The sequence below is a fragment of the Streptomyces inusitatus genome, from assembly GCF_014651115.1.
Classification (GTDB): Bacteria; Actinomycetota; Actinomycetes; order Streptomycetales; family Streptomycetaceae; genus Streptomyces; species Streptomyces amakusaensis.
This window is the reverse complement of record NZ_BMWG01000002.1, coordinates 626676-647750: the sequence shown is the minus strand read 5'-3', so window position 1 is coordinate 647750 and position 21075 is coordinate 626676. Positions and strand designations below refer to the sequence as shown.

Here is a 21075-nt window from a genome sequence, read left to right as displayed (position 1 = left end):
GCCTTTCTCGCTCAGCCCTTCTCGCTCAGGCCTGTGCTTGTGCCCGCCGCACGGCCGCCACCAGCGCCTGCGGATCGTCCGCGTGGAAGCGGACGGTGCGCGCGGTCCCCCGCCCGCCCAGCGGCCGGGTGTACGCCAGGGGCCCGGCCAGCTCCACCGCCACGGTCGTCTGCCCGCCGACGATCAGCTCCAGCGAGCCGTCCTCGCGCGCCTGCACCAGTTTTCCCACCGGGAACCTGCGGTCCACCCGTACGCCCGTGATCTCCCCGGCCGCCACGCGCAGCTCGAACAGCGCGCCGTAGCGGATCCGCAGCGAGCCGTCCGGCTCCACCACATGGGGCCGGGTGACACAGGCGGCGTGCAGACCCGTCACCATCAGCACCCCGTACACATCGACGACGAGCATCACCCGGTGCGCGAGCGGCCACGGCAGCACCACGGCGAGCACGACCGTCTCGACCAGCGCCACCCCGATCATCGACCACATCACGGCCGTCTGCGGCCCGGTGTACCCGGCCGCGTACGCGCCCCGCCCCACCCCGTGCCGCCGCCCGAGCACCCACAGCCCGATGCTCCCCACCGCCCGCACCTCGTGCGCGATCAGCCTCCGCGGCACGAGCGGCACCAGCGCCCGCACCGTCCCGGCCCAGGCCGCCCGCCTCCCGGCCCCGGCCCGCCGCTCGGCCGCGTACCGCCTGCCGAACACGGCGGCACGCCACCCGACGGCGGCCACGACCAGCACCTCGGCGGCGAGCACCACGCCGTACGGCGGCCGGGCCCCGGCGGCGAGCGCGACGAGCAGCGAGATCTCCGCGAGCAGTACGCCCCACACCGCGATCCGAGCGCCGCCCCTCACGCCGCCCCCTCGTCTCTCCCGGCCCCGGCCCGAGCCCCGGCCCGAGCCCGGGCCGCGATTTTCGCGACCATGTGCCGGACGGTCGCGGCCTGGGCGGGCGTGAAGTCGGCGAGCAGCGCCTTCCCGAAGGAGTCCCCGAGCGGAAGGCGCTGCTCGCCCATCAGCCGCACCAGCTCCTCCGGCACGACCGCCGCCAGCTCGTCCCCGAGCGGCCCCACCCGGGGATCGTCCGGCTCCGCGTCCGCGAGCGCGTCCAGCCGCTCGTACAACCCGTGCACCCGCCCGGCGAGGGCCTCGTCGTCGGCGAACGGCCGAAGCGCCCCGAAGAACCGCTCCCGATCGTCCTCCCCGAGCACCGTGTCGAGCAGCGCCAGATGGCTCCGGTCCTTCGCCGCCACGCCGGAATCCCCGGAATCCCCGGCTCCCACCGCCCCGAGCAGCCCGTACAGCTCCGGCGACACCGGCCCCTCGGCCGGCAGCCGCCCCTCCCGCGCCTGCCTCATCAGCTCCCCGAGCCGCGCCCTCCGCCCCGCGATCACCGCCTCCTGCCGCGCCAGATCCGCGTCCAGCTCCCCCAGAATCTCCACCAGCTCCACCCCCGCCTCGTCCGCCAGCACCTCCCTCACCTCCGCCAGCCCCATCCCCAGCCCCGTCAGCCTCCGCACCCGCGCCAGCGCCACCGCGTGCCGGATCCCGTACTCGCGATACCCATTGGCCAGCCGCCCCGGCTCGGGCAGCACCCCCAGCCGGTGGTAGTGCCGGACGGTACGAGTGGTCACGCCGGCCAGCGCGGCGAGCTCTCCGATCCTCATGCCCCCAGTGGAAACCATGACGTCGCGACAAGGTCAACCCACCCGCCCCCGCCGGGTAGCATGGTCCACACGGCAGACGAGCCGGGCGGACGGCCGCGTGAGGATCTCCGGATCCCCCCGAGGAACGTCCGGGCTCCACACGGCAGGGTGGTGGGTAACGCCCACCCGGGGTGACCCGCGGGACAGTGCCACAGAAAACAGACCGCCGGGGACCGTATTCATACGGACCCCGGTAAGGGTGAAACGGTGGTGTAAGAGACCACCAGCGCCTGGGGTGACCCAGGCGGCTAGGTAAACCCCACCCGGAGCAAGGTCAAGAGGGGCCGCCCCAACCGGCGGCCCTGCGCGGACGTTCGAGGGCTGCCCGCCCGAGTCCGCGGGTAGACCGCACGAGGCCGGTGGCAACACCGGTCCTAGATGGATGGCCGTCGCCCCGACGACCGCGAGGTCCCGGGGCACAGAACCCGGCGTACAGCCCGACTCGTCTGCCCCCTAACACCCGCCTCGGCCCCGGCCGGGGCGCGGTCGTCTGCGACGGTGTGAAGACAGAGGCAGAGGTCTATCAGCGGCACGTATGATTTCTGTGTACCCGGGATGCTGTTCTCCGTGGCATAGCGGTGGTTCCTGTCGGCCATGCCGACGGGGTTTGAGCCGGGGCGCAGAGGGGGGATCGGGCATGCATGCCCAGAGTGCGGCACCGTGTAGGCACGAAGGGGCTCCTCCAGAGCATGTCGTCGACGCTGTGGCCCAGCTGATTCGGAATCTCGGCGGTCAGACCGAGGTGCTGACGCGCCATGGTCTGTCGCAGGATGAGTTCGTAGCGGCGCTCCCGGGCGCCATCGAGAGGATCCGGGGCAGCAAGAGCGCCGGTGTCGCCGACCGCAAGGCTTTCCTCACCGCTCTTCTCCAAGGGCTGGTGAACAGAGGGATCGTCAGCCGCTTGCAGACGCCGAGACACGGTAGCGACACCGTTTACCGCCTGACGGTTCAGGGCGTCGGAGATGTCGCGATCATCCAGAAGGGGTGCCCCGACGGTGCGCACAGCAGCGTCCGCTGGTCCGTGCCCGACTGGGCCGACGAGACGTATCTGTGGTGGCTCTGCGACAGCATGAAATACCAGCCCGGCGAACATGTCGCCAAGGGAGTGAACCGCCTCCGGCAGCGTTTCTTCGGCGATCTCCCCGACACCCTCGACGGTGTCATCTTCCACAACGAACTTTGCGGCGGCCCGGAGCGCCGCTGCCCGAAGCAGGGGTACTCCGTCGATCTGGGCGGGGTCATCGTTCCGCCGCCGTGCGTCTACGTCATGCCGGACCGCGATCAGGGTGCGACAGAGTGGAACTGGGACGGTGGAACGCCCCGGCGCTTCCCGGCGCTTCTGCTCAGTGCGTTCGGGATCTCGGCGGCCCAGGCCCCCTCGTTCATCGGGCATGTGGGGTTCCAGCGGCGTGGCCGGGAAGACCACAGTGTCATCGTCTCGCGGTTCGGCCCCGCGCAAGTCACCAAGTACAGGAGCTGACCCGTGAGCTTTCAGAGTCTCGACCCCGACCGCAGCGCATTCCTGGACGCGAGGTCCAGGGTCGGTAGCAGTCCGGTTCAGGCATGGCCACGGATGGACAAGGACCTCAGCCTGGTTGAACTGGAGACCGAGTGGGTTCGTTTCTCCACTCTGAACCACCGGACCAAGGCGGAGCAGCTGCGGGAGGTACGGAAGCGAGGACGGACCGATCTGTTCACGGCCGACCCCTTGGGCAGCGAGGCGCAGGAAGCGCAGTTCGCCATTCTGACCGGCCAGCAGCGGTTCGGCGACCTCAAGGACGATCTGCTGGAGCGTGGCCAGCAGGAGCCGGCGATCGTGACGGCGGACGGTGTGCTGATCAACGGCAACCGGCGTACGGCCGCACTCCGCCTGCTTCTGCGGGAGGGCAACCGTAACTTCGCGTACGTGCGTTGCTTCGTGCTGCCGAAGGACGCCACGGCCGAGGAGATTCTGTTCCTTGAGGCAGAGCTTCAGGTGGCCCACGATTTCAGGGAAGACTACTCGTGGATCAACGAGGCCCTGATGATCGAGGAGTTGTACCAACTGTCCGGCAGGAACTGGGACCACGTCGCTGCTCAGATGCACCGCCAAGTCGGCCATGTTCAAACGCAGCACGAGAAACTGCTGCTGGTGCATCAGCTGGTGGATCAGTCCCAGGGCACAAGGCTGCACCTCGACTTCACCGACAATGAGTCGGCTTTCGAGGAGCTTGCCAAGCATCTCCGCAGTAGGCCCGCCCTGGAAGGGGAAAGCATCAAGAGCGTCTACTTCGCGGGCATTCTCTCGGGGGTCAACTATCGTCAGCTGCGCCATCTGCGGCGCGACGACGCCGCTCAGCTCGTGGAGCGGGAACTGACGAGCGAGCCGACGCTCCAAGGGGTTCTCGAAGCGGCGCGTGGCCCGCGGACCGCCTTTGACCCGACCGATGTGCTGAGCGAGTTCCTGGGGGAGGAGGCACCGGATTCGCCGTTCTCGGATCTTCTCGACCTCGTCGCGACCCAGCGCCGCGAAGAGGTCGTCGAACTGCCGGACGGCACTCGCGTCGATATGGAGCAGGTCATCGGCAGCCTTGCGAATGTCGTCGCTGCGGCGGCGCACGAGGCCGACGAACGGAGCCGTGAGCAGGATGCTGTGGAAGCGCCCTTGAAGCGAGCCGAGAAAGCCATGGCCGAGCTTCAGCGCATTCCCGGTCTGCTGCCCAAGGCGCGGACCCATGGAGACTGGAGCGAGGCGGCTTTTCAGGAGCAGATCCGTCGACTTGAGAAGGCGCTGGCGGAGATCCGGGAGAGCCGGTGATCTCTGCGGAGCTGGAGCGACGTGAGCGGCCGGTCGTCGTGCTGCGGCGAGGGCCGGGAGCGAGTGCCGGTGCGTGGGCGCGACTTCAGGCGGTGCTCGCGCGCGGCATCGTCGGAGGCGCGCACGATGTGATTGAGGCGCGCGTCGATGTCTTCCTCGCCGAGCTGGAGGCTGTCGCAGCCATGCGCAGGAAGTTTCGCCAGCCCTTCGACTTCGGAGAAGCGCTCACTCGGCAACTCCGTACGCTGACCGAGGACCGCCGCACTCGGGAGAGCGTCCTGACGGATACCCCGGAGGCCGAGGGCGGTGATCTGGCGGAAGAACTCTCCGCAGCCGGTTTCCGTAGATCGCTCAGGCTTTTTCAACTGGAGAACCTCGCCAGACTTCTCCGTCTGCCCCACGGCGCTGACTTCTCGGTGCCCGGCGCGGGAAAGACGACGGTGGCGCTTGCGGGCTTCGCACTCGGCCGCGCCCGGGGGCAGGTCGAGCAGCTTCTGGTGATCGCCCCCATCGCGGCGTTCCAGGCATGGAAGGAGGACTCCGCCGCGTGCCTGAACCCGGTGCCGACGCTGGCCGTCCATGGTGGCCCCCGGACGCTCATTCGCGACGACCTTGAGATCCTTCTGACCAACTACAACCGTGTGGCGGCCGACTATGACCGTATACGCGAGTACATCGACCGACGGCCCACGCAGATGGTGCTCGACGAGGCTCACCGGATCAAGAAGGGCGAGCACGGAGTGCACGGCCGCGCCGTGCTCGACCTCGCCTACGCGGCCCGGCGCCGGGACGTCCTGACCGGAACCCCAGCCCCACAAGGGGCGTACGACCTGGTGGCCCCGGTCCGGTTTCTCTACCCCGGGCAGGACCACAAGATCCTCCCCCGGCGCGCTTACTCGGAACGGGACGGGCGCGATCCGGATGTAGTGGCTGAGACCAGTCAGGCGGTCAGCCGCTATTTCGTGCGGACGCCCAAGTCACGTCTGGGGCTGCCGCCCACCAAGTTCACGGTCGAACTCCAGCCCATGGGGCAGGTTCAGAAGGCCGTTTACGAGGCACTGGAGGGCACCTATCGGGGCGAGTTCACTCTCGGCACGAAGGACCGGCGACGCTTCGGCAGACTCGGCCGGATCATGATGTATCTGCTTGAAGCCGCCACGAACCCCTCGCTCCTCGTCGTAGGCTCCGATGAGCACGATCAGGCCGAGTTCACCCATCCGCCGTTCGAGCTGCGCGGAGACGAGCCGCTCAGCCTGCTGTTGCAGCAGTACGCCGAGTACGAGGTGCCGTGGAAGTACCGCAGAATCCAGCAGATCGTGCGGGACGCCGCAGCCCGTAACGAGAAAGTACTGGTCTGGTCGACGTTCGTACGGAACCTGAAACTTCTCGGCGATCTCCTCATCGATTTTCAGCCCGCGATCGTCCACGGCGGGGTCCCTCCGGCGGACGGTGCTGCCCCCGGGGCGCTCACCCGTGACGCAGAGTTCGACCGGTTCCGCAATGACCCCGACTGCACGGTTCTCCTGGCGAACCCCGCCGCCTGCGGCGAAGGCGTCAGCCTGCACCACTGGTGCCACCATGCCGTCTACCTCGACCGCACCTTCAACGCGGGGCACTACCTCCAGAGCCAGGACCGCATTCACAGGCTGGGTCTGAGCGACGACGTGGAGACCCGCTTCACCCTGCTGCTGAGCCAGGGCACCATTGACGAGACGGTGGAGGGCCGACTCCGTGAAAAGGTCGTCGTGCTGTCCCAGCTGATGAACGACCCGGGTCTCGTCGCGGCGGCGCTCCCCGAGCCCGATGTCAACGAGGCCGTCTCGCCGGTGCTGGGCGACGATGAGACGGCGCTGATCAGTGCGCTGGCCCGGCGGCGATGACGATCCTCCCAGCCACGGCGCGGTATCCGGTTCTGTACCTGGCGCTCGGCGGGGCGGCGGCCCGCGATGTGCGGAGCGTATGCTTCTTGGCGCCTTCCGCTGCCATGGCTCCGCCTTGCTGTCGGGTGCACACCGGGCTGTCCGCGACGACTGTCCTGGCGGGGTCGATGGCGCCGGGCGAGGCGGTTCTCACTGGGTGATTCCGAGGGACGCTTTCCGAGCAGGGTGAGCTGCCTCACTCCGCTCCGGCAGCAGGGTGTGCTGTTGTCGGCCGGTCGGTTCGTCGGCTGCTTCAGTCCGCGCGCCGCGCCTCGGTCACGGCGGCCTCCACACGGGCTGCGGCCTCGATGGGGTCCTCATGCTCCCAGACGCGCACGACCACCCAGCCCGCTTCTGTCAGCCGCTGGTCCGTATCCGTGTCCCGGGCTCGGTTCCGCTCGACCTTCGCGGCCCAGTAGGCGCCATTGCGGACGGCGACGGTGTGGTGCTCGGGGCAGCCGTGCCAGAAGCAGCCGTCCAGGAATACGGCGACCTTGGCGCGAGTGAAGACCAGGTCTGCGGTACGCCGCAGCTCTTTGATCGGGCGGGTCGCGACCCGGTACCGCATACCGCGCCCGTGCACGGCGCGCCGCAGAGCCAGCTCCGGCCCGGTGTCCCGGCTCCGGTTCGCGCGCATGCTCGCTCGGGAGGCATCCGAAGAAGCCCACGATGCCGCTGATCTCTTCCGTCCGCTCTCGCCGTCCGAATTCTCCGGAGCTGTTCCCCGCGCGGACCCGGCACTCGCAACCATGGACATACCGTAGACGCACTCCAGGGGCTCCTGCCTCCAGGCTCTCCCCTTTGCGGTCGGTCCTCTCCCGTAACATCAGCCGGGTGACTGCGACCCTCTTCCCCGTCTCCGAGGCCACCGCCTCCGCCGCTGCCCCGGCTCCTACGGCGCGGCTCCAGGTGGCCGAGTTCTTCGCCGGGATCGGGCTGGCCCGTCTCGGTCTGGAGCGGGCGGGAGTCGATTTCGAGGTCACCTGGGCCAATGACCTCGACCCGCAGAAGCAGGAGATGTACACGGGCCACTTCCGGGACGAGGAGGGCCACTACGTACTGCGTGACGTGCGGGAGATCGCGGGCGACATCGGCTCTCCCTCGGCTCCCGGCCCGGTCCAGCTTGCCTGGGCCTCCTTCCCCTGCACGGACCTGTCGCTGGCGGGTGGACGCTCGGGACTCGCGGGCGAGCACTCGAGCACCTTCTGGGACTTCATCAAGGTCGTCAAGGCGATGGGGGACCGCGACGGCGTGGTGCCCCCGATGATCGCGATCGAGAATGTGAACGGCTTCGCCACCAGCCACAAGGGCGCCGACCTGAAAGCAGCCGTCGAATCCTTGAACAGTCTCGGCTACTGGGTGGACGTCGTGACGCTGGATGCACGCCGTTTTGTACCGCAGTCCAGGCCGCGTCTGTTCGTGATCGCCAGCACTCTGCCGAAACCTGTCTCCGACGGGCTGCCCAACACCGCTCTTCGCCCGTCCTGGCTGGACGGAGTCCTCGACGACGCGACCCTTGACACGCACCGCACCCTCCTGCCCGAACCCCCCGCGCTGCGGGGAAGTGGCTGGACGGACCTGGTGGACGGGGACGAGGACCCGGACGTGGAGTGGTGGGACGGCGGCCGCGTGGCCAAGTTCTCCGCACAGCTCTCCGAGATCAACCGCGGTCGTGTGGAGGAGCTGAGTCAGGAACCCGAGGTCTCGTACCGCACCGCGTACCGGCGAACCCGCAACGGCACCCCAGCCTGGGAGATCCGCGCCGACGACGTGGCCGGCTGCCTGCGCACCGCACGAGGCGGCTCGTCCAAGCAAGCCGTCGTACGCATGCGCAAGGGCGAGCCGTTGCGCGTCCGCTGGATGACCGCGCGGGAGTACGCCAAGCTCATGGGCGCCGACGAGTACGTGCTCCCCGCCAAACGCAATCAGTCGATCATGGGGTTCGGTGATGCTGTCTGCGTCGACGCCGTCTCCTGGCTGGCCAAGCACTACCTGCAGCCGCTGCTCGTCGGCTCGCTCGCGGGCTGCCAGGTCCCTGACCCTCGTCACGCGGACGCGCTGCGCTCGTACTGAGCCCGCTAGGGCCGTAGGCCGCCCGGACCATGTCCATGATGATCGATCCAGCACCCCCATGCCCGCGTATACGCCGCAGCTGTCCCCGTACGCCAGGAGGAACATATGGTCGCCCCGCAGCCCGAAGCTGTCACGACCGGAATCGAAGAAGCCGCCGGAGTCCTCACTGACGCCCTGCGAACCTGGTATGAGGGCCTGCGCGACGCCAATGGCAGGGTGAATACCAACGTCATGTGCGCGGGCTTGTACGTGACGGAGTTCTTCGCCGAGCACTACCCGCTTGAGCCGGAGCACTATCTAGCGCCTTCGCAGGTGAAGACCGCAGGCGGTTCGCAGGCGCATAAGCTTCTCGCTCAGCACGGCGAAACCCGCTCGTTCACGAGAGAAGGCGGACGCACTTCACGGGCGACGATCAGCCATGCCCGTGCCATTGCCGCGCTTCTCAACGAACAGGGCCCCGAAGCGGGCGTCGACGACTGCTCTGCTGCCGAGCGCGCCGTCCTCGCCTCCCTCCTGCAGGCATGGTTTGTGGGCCGCGTGCAGGAGGACCATTTCGGCCGCAAGCGGATTGAGGCCGAAATAAACCCCGATAACCCGGTACGGACATCCGTGGCAGCGCTCATCGAAGCCGGCCGTCAGCGTGGCGGCAATACGGCGGGCGCCATCGTCCAGCATCTTGTCGGTGCCAAGCTGGCTCTTCGTTTCCCGGGTGAAGACGTCAACATCGAGAGCTACACCACCGCCGATGTGCAGACCGGCCGCGCGGGTGACTATCAGATCGGCGACACTGCGATCCACGTCACCATGTCTCCTGGTGAGAAGGTCTTCAAGGAGCGCTGCGCCCACAACCTGCGCCATGGTTACCGACCCTGGGTCCTTGTCCCCGACAACCGTGTCGTGGGTGCCACGCAGATTGCCCAGGATCTCGGGATGGCGGACCGGGTCGCCATTCAGTCCATTGAGGACTTCGTGGGCACCAACATCGAAGAGATGGCGAGTTTCGGCAAAGCCGCCGTCCGCGACGGCATGCGCCGACTGCTCACCGAGTACAACTTCCGCATCGACCAGGCTGAGGCCGACAAGTCCCTGAAGATCCAGATACCCGAGAACCTCTGATTAACCCAGTCGTCCGGGGGCTCTGACCCGCGCCTGCCTTCGCAGCCTTCATTGCGGCGGTCAAGGACGGAGAGACCTGTGCTGTCTCGGGCCGTGCGCCGGGCGTGAACCCGAGAACCCGCCCCCGCCGCCATCACACGGCGGGGCCGGGTTCAAGTCGCTCAGGGCCCGGTGCGCGGGGCCCTCAGAAGGACACCACCGCCTTGTTCCGCATCAGGAAGTCCCCCGTGTAGTCCTCGTGCGGAAGATTCCCGTCGCTGTGCACGGTCGGCGCGTTGACGTGCACATTCTTCACGCTCGGGTCGTGCAGGAGCGTGTTGATGAGGTCCGCGTCCCGGGTGATCGCGTTGATGACGAGGGAGTCGCGCAGGGGGGCGATGCCGTCGGCCTTGGTCCAGGGGGCGACCCAGACGCAGGGGAAGGGCAGCTCGGTTGCCATGAGCCTGTCATGCGGATCGGTGAGGGTGAAGACGGCGGGGCCGAGGACGACGCCGCCGTCCGGGTGGGGGGTGGCGATCTCTTCGAGGGGGATCGCGGGGCGGGCGTGGGAGGCGGTGCGCTCCAGATGGCCGATGAGGGTGTCGGCGGACCGGGAGGGTACGCGGGGGCCGAGGTGGTGGTCGGTGGTCTGGCGGTCGGCGGCGCGTTCGCGGAGGAGGGCGGCGAGGTCGTGGGCGAAGCGTTCGTGGTCGCCCTCGACGAGGACGGCGGTGGTGTTGACGCAGGCGGAGCCGGAGAGGGCGGTGACCGAGTGGGCGATGGAGTCGAGGGTCTCGGGGGTGAGACGGTCGTGGGCGACAAGGGTCTTGGAGCGGCCGGGGCCGCCGACCTTGATGGTGGGGGAGGCGCCGTATTTGGCGGCGACGTCCTCCCCTCCGTAGACGAAGCCCAGGTCGGCGCGGCGCAGCAGGGTCGAGGCCCCCTCATGGGTGGTGGGGAGGCAGGTGACGCTGGTGTCGGGGAAACCGGCGGCGCGGAGCGCGAGGACGACCCGGTGGGCGGTGAAGGGTTCGCGGCGCGAGGGGCGCACCGCGACGCGGTAGCCGAGGGCGAGGGCCTGGAGCCAGCCGCTCTGGATGGTGGGGGCGTTGCCGGAGAGGACGGCGGCGAGGGTCTCGCCGCGCCGGGTCCAGACGCCGCTGCCGCCGCCTTCGGCGGCCTCCTCCCAGGAGCGGAGTGAGCCGTTGGGCCTGGCGCGGTCGGCACGGGCGGGCGCTTCGGCGATCGCGGCGGCGACCGCGCGGCTCAGCTGCTCGGTGAGCGGCGCGTTGTGCCCGGAGACCTGGTTGACATGGGTGAGGTGCCGGGCGAAGGAGATCCCGCCGAGGTCGTCCTCCAGGAATCGCCGGGACGCCTCCAGGAGGCGCTGGGCGCGTTCCTCGGGAGCGAGGGGAGAGGCGCGCCCCTGGGCGAGGACGCTCTGTGAGATGAGCAGATCGGGGCTGAGGGAGAGGGAGGCGAGAGGGCGGCCGTCGACGCCGTGCACGATCTCCCGGGCGCGGGTGCTGTGCGTGCCCCGGTGGGTGAGCAGCGGCAGCGCGAGCAGCTCCCCGGAGGGGGAGGGGCCGGTGCTCATCAGTACACCCCCTCGATGACGGGCTCGCCGTCGAACGCGGCGAGCGGCGCGGGCGAGCTGAGGGAGTCGCCGACGGCCCCTTCGGGAGCGGGCACCCGGATCGCGGAGTCCCTCTCGAAGTTGTTGGGGATGAACATCCCGCTGCTCACATGGGTCATCCGCACCTGCCCCCGCTCGCCGAACTCCACGGGCTCCCGGGTCTCGGGGTCCACGACGGCGAAGCTGACGAACGGCGAGTAGCCGTCGTAGACGGTGGCCGACGCCTCGGTGGCGGCGCGCGGCTTCGCGGTGGTGAGGATCATCGTGCTGCCGTAGATGTTCTGGATCACGGTGTCCGGCAGGGTCTGGGCGATGAGGTCGTACGTGTCCTCGTCGAGGTGCGCCCCGGCGAAGGCCAGGTACTTGAGCGATCCGCGCAGCCGTTCCGCCAGCTCCTCGTGGAGGAGGAGTTCGGAGAAGATCGGCGGTGTGGTGGTGATGGCGGCGATGTCCTGCGAGCGGATGATGTGGCCGAACTGGTCGATCAGATGAGCGAGATACGGGGCGGGGCTCTGGCCCGCCGCGATCAGCTTCTTCACCCAGCGCGGGTCGAGGTCCACGGTGTGGAGGACGGACCGCAGGGCCTTGGCCTGGAGACGGGTGGTGTGTCCGAAGGCGTGCGGGCCCGACGGCATCGCCACCAGCCAGGGCCGGCCCACGGGGAAACCCGCCTCCTGGAGTTCGGCCGTCTTCCAGCCGAGGGCCCGTTTCACCCAGCGTTCGGTGTAGAGGAGGCGCTTGGGGGACCCGGTGGTGCCGCCGGTCTCGAAGACGGAGGGTGGCGGCTCGTCCGCCAGTCCCCTGGGGATCAGGTCCTCTACGGGCCGGTCGCGCAGCTCCGCGGCTATGTCGGGGAATCTTCCGAGGTCCGCGAAGGTGCGGATGTCGGTCAGCGGATCGAAGTCGAGTTCCTTGGCGAGGGCCAGCCACAGCGGGGAACCGGTCTCCTCCGAGAAGTGCCAGCGCAGCGCGGCGCGCAGGAACTCCTCGGGGTCGATCGCCGTGGTCGCCGTGGCGGAGTCTTCGATGTCGAGGATGGAACGTGTCATGGGCTCTGCTTCTCCGTCTTGAGGTGCTGGGTTCGGCCGGTTCTGCCGGTTCAGATGAACCAGTGGCTCAGGACCTGTGCCGTCTGCTCGGGGTTGAGCCGGGGGTCCATGAGCGACCGGTAGCGGGCGGGGTCGCGCGGCTCGACGCCGTTCTCCGTGCACTCGTGCACATCGTCGGGGGTGGCCTCCAGATGGAGGCCGGCGGGACGCTGCCCCGCGTCGATGAGGATCCGCTGGAAGGCGGTGAGTTCGGCGGCGATGTGCTCGACATGGCGCGTCTTGAACCCGTACGAGCTGGTGACCGTGTTGCCGTGCATCGGATCGCTGATCCAGTGCACATGCTCGACCCGCTCGCGCACCCGTCGGACGATGGGCGCCAGCCGCTCCACCTGGGTGTGGCCCATACGGCTGATGAAGGTGATCTTGCCGGGCTCGTCCCGGGGGTTGAGGGTGGCGGCCAGCTCGGCGGCGGTCTCCGGTGAGGTGTCCGGTCCGATCTTCACGCTCACGGGGTTGCTCAGGGCCGCCGCGACCGCGATGTGCGCCCCGTCGTGCTGCCGGGTGCGCGCCCCGATCCACGGCCAGTGGGTGCTGGCGAGATGGTGGCCGTCCTCGCCCCGGCGCAGGAAGTGGAGTTCGTAGTCCAGCAGCAGCATCTCGTGGCTCGACCAGACGGGGTCGAGGTTCGCGGTCGCCCGGTGGTAGTCCGCGATCGCCGCGTACGACGTCAGCGAGGCGGCGTGCGCCTCGGCGACGCGGACCGGCGAGGGCCTGCGGGCCTGCTCCGACGGGTACGGGGAGTTGACGATGGGACCGCGGAAGCTGGGCAGGGTCACCCCGTCCACCACCTCGTGGTCCTGGGAGCGCGGTTTGGCGTACTGCCCGGCGAACCGTCCGACGCCGACGACATGACGGCCGGTACGGGTGCGCAGATGCGAGCGGAAGTGGGTGAGGAAGGCGATCATATTGCGCGTGTCGGCGTTCACATCGGATTCGATGTTCTCGACGCAGTCGCCGAGTTGCAGGATCAGCCCGCCGCCCGCGTCCAGATTGGCGAGTTCGCGCTTGAGTTCGTTCACCGATTCACGGCTCACGAGATCCTGCGGCGGCAGCGCGCGCAGTGTGTCGCGCAGCGCGTCCCGGTCGGGCCATTCGGGCTGCTGACGGGCGGGGAGTGTGCGGAACAGCTCCCATTCGGTGTCGGCGGTCGAATGCGGATCGAGTCCGGTCTGTCCAGCCATGGTGGGTCACCCTTTCGAAGAGAACAGCACGGTCAGTGGCCCTCGGTGGGCTCAGTGGCCCTCGGCGGGCCGGGAGACGCTGCGAGACGTGGTCCAGACGCATCCTTTGCCGCTCTGGTCCTCGGTGAGTTCGTGCGTGGCGCTGAGCCCCTTATTGGTGATCATTCCGGTCGTCGCGGGAACGCAGTATTCGCACGGCGACCGGAGGGTTATCGTGACGCCCCGCTTTCGGGCGAGTTCCCGGTAGTCCCAGATCGCGCAGTGCCGTATACGGAGAACCGCGCGATCCGCGTCGTGCTCGACCCACTCGGTGTCGGAGTCGTAGAGATCGGCCTGCGCGTTCAGCCGCTCCAGCGGGATGACGGCGTCGTGCTTGGGGCCCGGGTCGACGGCCGCGTAGATCGTGCTGTTGGACATCGCCCAGGCCGCGAGGTCGCCGAGGCCGAAGTGGCCGACGACGAACTTCTCCATCAGGGCCTGCCCCCGGAAGAACGCCGCCTTCCACTCCTGCTCCTCCTCGCCTTCCGGGAGCGATTCGAAGATGTCGTGCTTGACCTTCAGGAGTTCCTGCATGTGCACGCCCGCCCGGGCCTCGACCAGAAAGCGGGTCAGCCCCGCCTCCGCTTCGAAGAGGCGTCGTTTCCACAGGGCGGTGCGCCGTGCGGAGTCGGTCAGCGTGCCCGCGTTCGCGTTCGCGTGCTCGGCGACGGTGGCGGTGGTGGTGGTGGCGACGGTGGCGGTGGCGGTGGCCGGAACCTGCTGGATCTCGGTCATGCGTGATACCTCTCCTGCTCCGTTGAAACGTGTTCCGTTGAAGTGCTCCGTCGAACGTGTTCCGTTGAGCGTGTTCCGTTGAACGTGCGTGATTCAGCTCTTGCCGAGGAACCGGGGAACGACCCGTTCACAGAGCGCCTCGAATTCATTCCCGAGAATCGTCTGGAATCCGTCCACCCCGCCCTCCTCGTACCAGCGGCGCAGCTCATCGCCTATCTGCTCCGCCGTGCCGATGAACCGGGCGTGCTCGCTGAGCGAGATCACCTCCGCCGCGAATTCGCCCACGGTCCGCCCGGGCTTCCGTCCGTCCGTCCGGGCGAGATCCCACAGCGGCAGATAGCGCGATCCGAACTCCTCGAACACCTCGTCCGGGTCCTCGGAGATCAGATCGGCGGGGATCCGGTCGGCCGGGCCCACCCCGTCCAGCCGCAGCCCCGGATACCGTGCCCGGAGCTGTTCGAGGGCGAGTCGCCCGCCGAAGACCTCGGTCCGCGCGCGCTCCGCGCTCAGCAGCAGCTCCGCCTCCTCGCGGGTGCCGACGACATGGATGTAGCTGCCCGGCAGCAGCGCCACGCTGTCCGCCGGCCGCCCCGCCGCCACCGCCTCCCGGCGCAGGATGCGGCGCAGCTCCTTCGCCGCGCCCAGGGTGGCCGTTCCGGCGAAGACGCCGTCGGCGGTACGGGCCGCCAGCCGCAGCCCGGTCAGCGAGGACGTGGCCTGGAGGGTGAACGGGAACGCGGCCGAGTAGGGGGCCATGTCGATGGGGCCGGACTGCCGGTAGAACTCGCCCTGGTGCTCGACGTCCTTGATCAGTTCCTCGCGGATGTAGTGGCCCGTCACCGGGTCCGGGGTGTTCGCCTCCGGCGGCCAGCTCGCCCACAGCTCCTTGGCGACCTTGAGGAACTCCTCGGCCTGGGCGTGGTGCCGCGAGCGCGAGACCTCGCGCTTGACGCCGATCGCGGTGCCCGGCCGGAAGGACGAGACGACATTGATCCACGCCCGGCCCTCGGACAGCCGGTCCAGACTGGCGAGGCCGCGGGCGAACGCCGACGGGTGGGCGTACATCGTCGACACGGTCGGCATGACCTTGATCCGCGAGGTCGCCCCGGCGATCACGGCGGCGGCCTGGAACGACTCGAAGAGCTGGAGCGGCGGACCCGAGCGCAGCGCGGCCCGGTTCACACCGGAGAAGTCGGCCTGGAACAGCGCGTCAAACCCGGCGGCCTCGGCCCGCTGGGCCTCCCTCACGAAGGTGCCCAGATGGAACGGGGAGTCGGCGCGGCCGCCCTCCGTCCGCCAGTCCTTGCTGGTCGGCAGGTACTGCGCGTTGAGCAGCAGGATCGGCGCACCGCCGGTCCGCCGGCCGACGACGGGCGACGCGACCGGCGACGAGGTGGGTGACGAGGTGGGTGACGAGGTGGACATTGTTTCCTTTCAGGTGGTTCACTCCCCGCCCGCCGCTCACGTGGGGGGACGCGTGAGGCGGGCGGGGAGCGTTCTGAGGAGGGGCGCACCGCACAGCGGCTCCGCCGGTGCGCCACCCTCGTGGGATCAGTGCGTCACTTCTTCGTGACGCGGTAGAGGATCGGTTCCCACGCGTTGACCGGGAAGGTGAGGTCCCGCACCGCCGAGCGCGCCAGCAGCACCTGCGCGGAGTCGAACAGCGGGATCCCGTACGCCTGGGTGACGATCTCCGTCACCGCCCGGTCCACCAGCGAGTGCCGCTTCTCCGGATCGACCGTGGCGGCCTGCTCGGCGAGCGGCCCGTCGGCCTTGGGCCGGGGCGACTGCCCGGCCCAGGTGGAGAGCCGGGTGGAGTAGAAGGCGGCGATCCCGTCCGCGTCGCCGCGGCTCGCGCCCTGGTAGACCGCGAGCTGCCACTTCCCGGACTTGCGGAGGTCGGCCTGCTCCGCGTCGGAGACCCGCTTGAGGTCGATCGCGACGCCGATGTCGGCGAGCCCGTTCTTCACATACTCCCAGCCGGACTCCGCCGAGCCGATGTCACCGGCGGAGAAGGCCAGCGACAGCCGAAGCTGCTGGCCGTCCTTGACCCGGATCCCGTCCTTGCCCTTCACCCAGCCGGCCCGGTCGAGGACGGACGCGCTGTACTCGGGGTCGTGGCCCAGCAGCTCGCCCCGGTCCTTGTAGGAGGGATGGCCGGGGGAGACCACATCGGTGGCGGGCTCGACGCCCTTCCCGTAGAACGCGCTGACGAGTTCCTCACGGTTGATCCCGCGCTGGATCGCCTGCCGCACCGCCGGGTCGGCGAGCACCGGATCGGCGGTGTTGACGACGAAGGTGTTCACCACGCTGCGGTCCGAAGCGAGAACGGTCTTCACCCCGTTCTGGCCCTTGGCCTGGGCGAGGCCCGTCTCGGTCATCGAGTACGCGAGGTCGTACTCGCCCGACACCACACCGGCGGCCCGGAGGCTCTCCTCGGGCACGATCTGGATCGTCACCCGCTCCAGCGAGGCCGCGCCGTCACGGCCGTAGGCGTCGGGGGCCCAGTCGTACCCCTCCCGCTTGACGTACTCGACCCGCTCGTCCTGAACCGCCTCGTCCAGCACGAACGGCCCCGAGCCGATCGTCCCCTCGGCGCAGCGCTCCTTCGGGCTCTTCGCGAGGGACTCGGGGGCGATGATCCCGAACTGGCCCTCGCTGTTGGCCTGGAGGAACCCGGCGTTGGGCTTCTTGAACGACACCCGCACGGTCCGCGCGTCGAGGGCCTCGGCACGGTCGTAGTTGCGGAGATACGCGCCGGGCGTCGGGGAGACGCCCTGCTCGGCCAGCTTCCACAGCGTTTCAAAGTTGTCGGCGACGACCTGAGCGGTCAGCTTCTCGCCATTGCTGAAGGTCACCCCGTCGCGGATCGTGAACTCGTAGGCGCGCCCGCCGTCCAGGCTCTTCCAGGACTTGGCGAGATACGGTTCAAACTCGCCGGTCTCCGGATCCTCGCTCAGCAGGGTGTCCAGCACCTGTCTGCCGAAGAGCGCGAAGGGATTGGACTGCCCGTAGTCGAAGCAGGTCGGATACCAGCCGTACGCGACACGCAGACGCGTCGTATCCGCGCCGGCGCCGGCGGAAGCGTCGACTCCGCTCGTGCAGCCGGTCAGCAGGAGCGCGGCGGCTCCGGAAGCGGCGAACAAGCGCGTCAGGGTCGCGCGACTCATGGTTGTGACGTCCTGTCGTGAGAAGAAGCAGAAGGAACAGAAGAAGCAGAGGAAGAGAGGGAAAGGGAGGACTTGAGGACCGGCACCGCGTCGAGCAGCGCCCGCGTACGAGGACTGGCCGGAGCCGTGAACACGGACCCCGTGGCCCCGCGCTCCTCCACCCGCCCCCGGTGCATGACGATCACCTCGTCGGCGACGGCGCGCACCACCCCGAGGTCGTGCGAGACGAGCAGATAGGCGATGCCCAGCCGCTGCTGCAACTCGCCGAGGAGCCGCAACAGGGCGAACTGCACGGCCTGGTCCAGCGCCGAGACCGGCTCGTCCAGCACGACCACCTCGGGTTCGAGGGCGAGCGCGCGGGCGATCGCCACCCGCTGCGCCTGCCCGCCGGAGAGCTGCCCCGGACGCCGTTCGGCGATGTCGGCGGGGAGTTCGACCTGCTCCAGCAGCTCCCGTACCCGCTCGGCCCGCGATCGCGCCCCGCCGACGCGGTGCGCCTCCAGCGGCTCCGCGATGACGCGCCCGACCGGGAGCGAGGGATTCAGGCTGCGCGCCGGGTTCTGGTAGACGAGCTGCACCCGCCGGGCGAAGTCCGCGCGCGCCTTCCGCCCGAACCGGTCGAACCGGCCACCGCCGCCCCCGCCTCCGCCGCCCCCACTGCCGCGCACCTCGTCCCCGTCCAGCAGGACGGCCCCGGAGTCCGCGCGCTCCAGCCCGGTGAGCAGCCGCAGCAGCGTGGACTTCCCGGCCCCGGACTCGCCGACGACGGCGACCGTCTGCCCCCGGTGGAGGGTGAGGCTCACCTCCCGTACGGCGTCGACGCGCTCCTGCCCCCTCCCCCCGGCGAACGACTTCGTCAGATCGCGCGCTTCGAGCACGACCCTCGGCGGTGACTCGGCCCGGAAGGCGGGCCGGGCCGGGAGCGCGCTCGGCAGAGAGGTCAGGAGCTGCCGTGTGTACGGATCCTTCGGATCGCCCAGTACCTCGTCGGCCGTCCCGGACTCCACGACGCGTCCGGCGCGCATCACCACGAGGTGGTCCGCGCGTTCGCCCGCCACCGCGATGTCATGGGTGACCAGCAGCACCGAGAGCCCGCGTGCCGTCCGTACCTCGTCGAAGAGGTCCAGCACCCGCCGCTGGACGGTGGCGTCCAGGTTGGAGGTCGGCTCGTCGGCCAGCAGCAGCCGCGGTTCGCCGATGAGGGCGAGCGCGATGAGGATCCGCTGCCGCTGTCCGCCGGAGAGTTCGTGCGGATACTGCCTCAGCCGCAGTTCGGGCCGGTCGACGCCGACCGCTTCGAGCGAGGCGATGGTGCGTACGCGGCTCTCGGCCCGGTCGGTGAGGCCCAGGAAGTGCCGGTGCAGCTCGGCGAAGTGGGCCCCGATCCGCATCAGCGGATCCAGCGACCGTATCGGGTCCTGGGGTACGAGTCCGACGGAGCGCCCGCGCAGTTCGCGCGGGTCCTCGATACGCCGCAGCCCCCCGGCCCCGGCCCCGGCCCCGGACCCGTTTCCGCTGTCGAACTCCAGCCGGTCGAAGCTGACGTGCGCGGTGCGCGGTGTCAGTCCGAGGAGCGCGTGGAGGGTGGTGGACTTGCCCGAGCCGGATTCGCCGACGATGGCGACCGAGCTGCCCGACGGCACGGTGACGGAGAGCCCGTCGACCGCCGCCGGTCCTCCCGGGTAGGCGACCCGGAGCCCTTCCAGCCGCAGCAGCGTGCCCGGGGCCGCAGCCTTCTCGACGATACTCATGCGGGCCCCACTTCCGAGCCGCCGAGCCCGCGCCCCACCCGGTGCAGCGCGAGGACGACGCCCGCGAGCACCGCGCCGGGCAGGGTGGTCAGCCACCAGGCCGTCGCGAAGTAGTCGCGGCCTCCGGCGATGAGGTTGCCCCACTCGGGGTCCGGCGGCTGGGTCCCGTACCCCAGGAAGCTGAGGGCGGAGACGGACAGCACCATGGTCGCCAGCTCCAGCGCGACCAGCGCGGTGATCGGGCCCCGGGCGTGCGGCAGGACATGGCGCAGCAGGACGCGCCGCCCAGGGAGCCCGAAGCCCTTCGCGGCCTCCACGAAGGTCCGGGCGCTGACGCCCAGCACCTCGGCGCGGGTGACCCGGGCCAGGGCGGGGACGGAGGCGATGCCCACGGCGACGGCGAGATTGACCGCGCCGGTGCCGAGCCCCGAGACGATCAGCAGCGAGATCAGCAGCGAGGGCAGTGCCAGCAGTACGTCCACGACGGCCATCAGCACTCGGTCGACGACGCCCCCGAAGTAGCCCGCCGTCAGACCGATGACCAGGCTGGCGACGAAGGCGAACGCCACCGCGAGCAGGGCGATCGACAGGCTCGCCTGGGTGCCGTGGACGACCCGGCTGAGCAGGTCGCGGCCGAGTTCGTCCGTGCCGAAGAGATGCTCGGCGGACGGCGGACGCAGCCGCTGGGAGACGTCCTGGGCGAAGGGGTCGTGGGGTGCGACGGCCTTCGGCAGCAGGGCGGCGACCCCGGCGAGGCCGAGGAAGGCCAGCGCGAGGACGGGCACGGAGGAGGCCCGCCGTCTCGAAGTGATGGGTGGTGCTGTTGTGACGGTCATGCGCGGGCTCCACTGCCTCGGTGACGCGTCCTCGGGTCGAGGATCGGATAGAGAAGGTCGACGGCGAGGTTGACCGCGGCGAAGAGCACGGCCGCCAGCACCGCGATCGCGAGGATCACCGGCGCGTCCTGCGTCTCCACCGAGGAGGCGAGCAGCCGGCCGAGTCCGGCCCTCGCGAACACCGTCTCCGTGATCACGGTGCCGACCAGCACCCCGCCGACGGTCAGCCCCGCCAGCGTCACGAAGGGCAGCAGCGCGTTCCGTGCCACATGGGCGAGGTAGACGCGCCGCCAGGGCAGCCCCCTGGCGCGCAGCAGTTCCACGAAGTCGGCCCGCTGGACGTCGTCCAGACCGCGTACGAGGACGGCGGTCAGCGAAGCGGACACCGGCAGGGCGAGCGCGACGGAGGGCAGTACCAGCGCGGACAGCCCGGTGCCTCCGGCGGACGGGGCCCATCCCAGCGTGAAGGAGAACAGCTGCAACAGCAGCAGTCCGAGCCAGAAGGCGGGGACCGCGGCGACCAGCGCCGGTACGTTCACCAGCATCCGGTGGAGTGCGCTCCCCTGCCGCCAGGAGGTCGCCAGCGCCAGGGCGAGGGAGAGCGGGATCGCGATGACGAGCCCGCCCGCGGCGAGTCCGAGGGTGTTCGGAGCCACCGCCCCGATGATCTCCGGAACCGGTCTGCCCGACTGGAAGGAGGTACCGGGGTCCCCGCTCAGGAGCTGTCCCAGCGTTTCGATGTAACGGACCAGCAGTGGCTGGTCGAGACCGTACTGCGCACGCAGCGCCTCGACCTGTTCGGATGTGCTGCCCCCCGCACCCGCGGAGCGGCGTTCGAGCATGAGGGCGACCGGATCGCTCGGCAACGCGTAGAGCAGGAAGAACGAAAGCGTGTATACCGAGAACACCACGACCACGAAGTACCCGCAGCGGCGCAGCACGTACGCGACGGTCGACGCGCGTGCCGCCGCCGACAGCTTCGGGGAAGTGGTCCCGGGCCGATCCGGGTGCGGGGGCAGTCTCACGT

17 protein-coding genes and 1 other RNA gene are annotated in these 21075 nt (G+C 69.8%); 6 read left to right on the top strand and 12 right to left on the bottom strand.

Annotated features, from left to right (window positions below):
* Nucleotides 1–25: 25 nt before the first annotated feature.
* Together IE247_RS06755 and IE247_RS06750 are read right to left on the bottom strand one after the other, a co-directional pair.
* Nucleotides 26–856 carry a hypothetical protein gene (locus tag IE247_RS06755; protein ID WP_190121951.1) on the bottom strand — a complete coding sequence of 277 codons (831 nt, stop codon included), beginning with the start codon at nucleotides 854–856 and terminating at the stop codon, nucleotides 26–28.
* Nucleotides 853–1668 (bottom strand): MerR family transcriptional regulator, encoded by an 816-nt coding sequence (locus tag IE247_RS06750; protein ID WP_190121950.1) that lies wholly within the window; start codon nucleotides 1666–1668, stop codon nucleotides 853–855. Before IE247_RS06750 ends, IE247_RS06755 begins: the two co-directional genes overlap by 4 nt.
* Nucleotides 1669–1745: 77 nt before the next feature.
* On the opposite strand from IE247_RS06750, the gene rnpB reads away from it, so the two are divergent.
* The 4 genes from rnpB (at nucleotide 1746) to IE247_RS06730 (ending at nucleotide 6384) form a co-directional block, all read left to right on the top strand.
* Nucleotides 1746–2156: RNase P RNA component class A (gene rnpB / locus IE247_RS06745), an RNA gene on the top strand.
* Nucleotides 2157–2410: 254 nt separating this feature from the next.
* Entirely contained in the window at nucleotides 2411–3187 is a 777-nt protein-coding gene (locus IE247_RS06740) for a hypothetical protein (protein WP_190121949.1), read from the top strand.
* Between the two features lie 93 nt (nucleotides 3188–3280).
* Nucleotides 3281–4504, top strand: coding sequence for a ParB N-terminal domain-containing protein (locus tag IE247_RS06735; RefSeq protein ID WP_190121948.1), 1224 nt, complete (start codon nucleotides 3281–3283; stop codon nucleotides 4502–4504).
* Nucleotides 4501–6384 (top strand): DEAD/DEAH box helicase, encoded by a 1884-nt coding sequence (locus IE247_RS06730; RefSeq protein ID WP_190121947.1) that lies wholly within the window; start codon nucleotides 4501–4503, stop codon nucleotides 6382–6384. The genes IE247_RS06735 and IE247_RS06730 overlap by 4 nt, the downstream gene beginning before the upstream one ends.
* Nucleotides 6385–6676: 292 nt before the next feature.
* On the opposite strand, the gene IE247_RS06725 is transcribed toward IE247_RS06730, so the two are convergent.
* A complete protein-coding gene (locus IE247_RS06725; protein WP_308433197.1) occupies nucleotides 6677–7174 on the bottom strand; it encodes a very short patch repair endonuclease in 498 nt (165 codons plus the stop codon).
* A gap of 83 nt (nucleotides 7175–7257) precedes the next feature.
* On the opposite strand from IE247_RS06725, the gene IE247_RS06720 reads away from it, so the two are divergent.
* Both IE247_RS06720 and IE247_RS06715 read left to right on the top strand, forming a co-directional pair.
* Nucleotides 7258–8496, top strand: a complete 1239-nt coding sequence (locus IE247_RS06720) for a DNA cytosine methyltransferase (RefSeq protein ID WP_229868723.1) — start codon at nucleotides 7258–7260, stop codon at nucleotides 8494–8496.
* Nucleotides 8497–8601: 105 nt separating this feature from the next.
* Nucleotides 8602–9612 carry a DUF4928 family protein gene (locus IE247_RS06715; protein WP_190121944.1) on the top strand — a complete coding sequence of 337 codons (1011 nt, stop codon included), beginning with the start codon at nucleotides 8602–8604 and terminating at the stop codon, nucleotides 9610–9612.
* Between the two features lie 184 nt (nucleotides 9613–9796).
* On the opposite strand, the gene IE247_RS06710 is transcribed toward IE247_RS06715, so the two are convergent.
* From IE247_RS06710 to IE247_RS06670, 9 genes are all read right to left on the bottom strand, one after another.
* Nucleotides 9797–11188: an aldehyde dehydrogenase family protein gene (locus IE247_RS06710; protein ID WP_190121943.1), complete on the bottom strand. Its 1392-nt coding sequence runs from the start codon at nucleotides 11186–11188 to the stop codon at nucleotides 9797–9799.
* A complete protein-coding gene (locus IE247_RS06705; protein ID WP_190121942.1) occupies nucleotides 11188–12276 on the bottom strand; it encodes an AMP-binding protein in 1089 nt (362 codons plus the stop codon). The genes IE247_RS06710 and IE247_RS06705 overlap by 1 nt, the downstream gene beginning before the upstream one ends.
* Before the next feature lie 50 nt (nucleotides 12277–12326).
* Nucleotides 12327–13517: a 3-deoxy-7-phosphoheptulonate synthase gene (locus tag IE247_RS06700; RefSeq protein ID WP_190121941.1), complete on the bottom strand. Its 1191-nt coding sequence runs from the start codon at nucleotides 13515–13517 to the stop codon at nucleotides 12327–12329.
* Between the two features lie 51 nt (nucleotides 13518–13568).
* Complete coding sequence (locus tag IE247_RS06695) at nucleotides 13569–14291, bottom strand: hypothetical protein (protein ID WP_190121940.1); 723 nt, start codon at nucleotides 14289–14291, stop codon at nucleotides 13569–13571.
* A gap of 93 nt (nucleotides 14292–14384) precedes the next feature.
* Nucleotides 14385–15716 carry an LLM class flavin-dependent oxidoreductase gene (locus IE247_RS06690; RefSeq protein WP_190121939.1) on the bottom strand — a complete coding sequence of 444 codons (1332 nt, stop codon included), beginning with the start codon at nucleotides 15714–15716 and terminating at the stop codon, nucleotides 14385–14387.
* Between the two features lie 134 nt (nucleotides 15717–15850).
* A complete protein-coding gene (locus IE247_RS06685) occupies nucleotides 15851–17461 on the bottom strand; it encodes an ABC transporter substrate-binding protein (RefSeq protein ID WP_190121938.1) in 1611 nt (536 codons plus the stop codon).
* A complete protein-coding gene (locus IE247_RS06680; RefSeq protein ID WP_190121937.1) occupies nucleotides 17458–19212 on the bottom strand; it encodes an ABC transporter ATP-binding protein in 1755 nt (584 codons plus the stop codon). Before IE247_RS06680 ends, IE247_RS06685 begins: the two co-directional genes overlap by 4 nt.
* Nucleotides 19209–20048, bottom strand: coding sequence for an ABC transporter permease (locus IE247_RS06675; RefSeq protein ID WP_190121936.1), 840 nt, complete (start codon nucleotides 20046–20048; stop codon nucleotides 19209–19211). The genes IE247_RS06680 and IE247_RS06675 overlap by 4 nt, the downstream gene beginning before the upstream one ends.
* The gene (locus tag IE247_RS06670; protein WP_190121935.1) at nucleotides 20045–21073 is read right to left on the bottom strand and encodes an ABC transporter permease; all 1029 of its coding nucleotides are present in this window, start codon (nucleotides 21071–21073) and stop codon (nucleotides 20045–20047) included. Before IE247_RS06670 ends, IE247_RS06675 begins: the two co-directional genes overlap by 4 nt.
* Nucleotides 21074–21075: the final 2 nt, after the last annotated feature.

What these genes read in the sequence shown, in the direction of transcription:
- IE247_RS06750 (WP_190121950.1), bottom strand. Translation starts at nt 1,668, where the DNA reads ATGAGGATCGGAGAGCTCGCCGCGCTGGCCGGCGTGACCACTCGTACC.
- IE247_RS06735 (WP_190121948.1), top strand. Translation starts at nt 3,281, where the DNA reads ATGGACAAGGACCTCAGCCTGGTTGAACTGGAGACCGAGTGGGTTCGT.
- IE247_RS06725 (WP_308433197.1), bottom strand. Translation starts at nt 7,174, where the DNA reads ATGGTTGCGAGTGCCGGGTCCGCGCGGGGAACAGCTCCGGAGAATTCG.
- IE247_RS06715 (WP_190121944.1), top strand. Translation starts at nt 8,602, where the DNA reads ATGGTCGCCCCGCAGCCCGAAGCTGTCACGACCGGAATCGAAGAAGCC.
- IE247_RS06710 (WP_190121943.1), bottom strand. Translation starts at nt 11,188, where the DNA reads ATGAGCACCGGCCCCTCCCCCTCCGGGGAGCTGCTCGCGCTGCCGCTG.
- IE247_RS06705 (WP_190121942.1), bottom strand. Translation starts at nt 12,276, where the DNA reads ATGACACGTTCCATCCTCGACATCGAAGACTCCGCCACGGCGACCACG.
- IE247_RS06700 (WP_190121941.1), bottom strand. Translation starts at nt 13,517, where the DNA reads ATGGCTGGACAGACCGGACTCGATCCGCATTCGACCGCCGACACCGAA.
- IE247_RS06695 (WP_190121940.1), bottom strand. Translation starts at nt 14,291, where the DNA reads ATGACCGAGATCCAGCAGGTTCCGGCCACCGCCACCGCCACCGTCGCC.
- IE247_RS06690 (WP_190121939.1), bottom strand. Translation starts at nt 15,716, where the DNA reads ATGTCCACCTCGTCACCCACCTCGTCACCCACCTCGTCGCCGGTCGCG.
- IE247_RS06685 (WP_190121938.1), bottom strand. Translation starts at nt 17,461, where the DNA reads ATGAGTCGCGCGACCCTGACGCGCTTGTTCGCCGCTTCCGGAGCCGCC.
- IE247_RS06680 (WP_190121937.1), bottom strand. Translation starts at nt 19,212, where the DNA reads ATGAGTATCGTCGAGAAGGCTGCGGCCCCGGGCACGCTGCTGCGGCTG.
- IE247_RS06675 (WP_190121936.1), bottom strand. Translation starts at nt 20,048, where the DNA reads ATGACCGTCACAACAGCACCACCCATCACTTCGAGACGGCGGGCCTCC.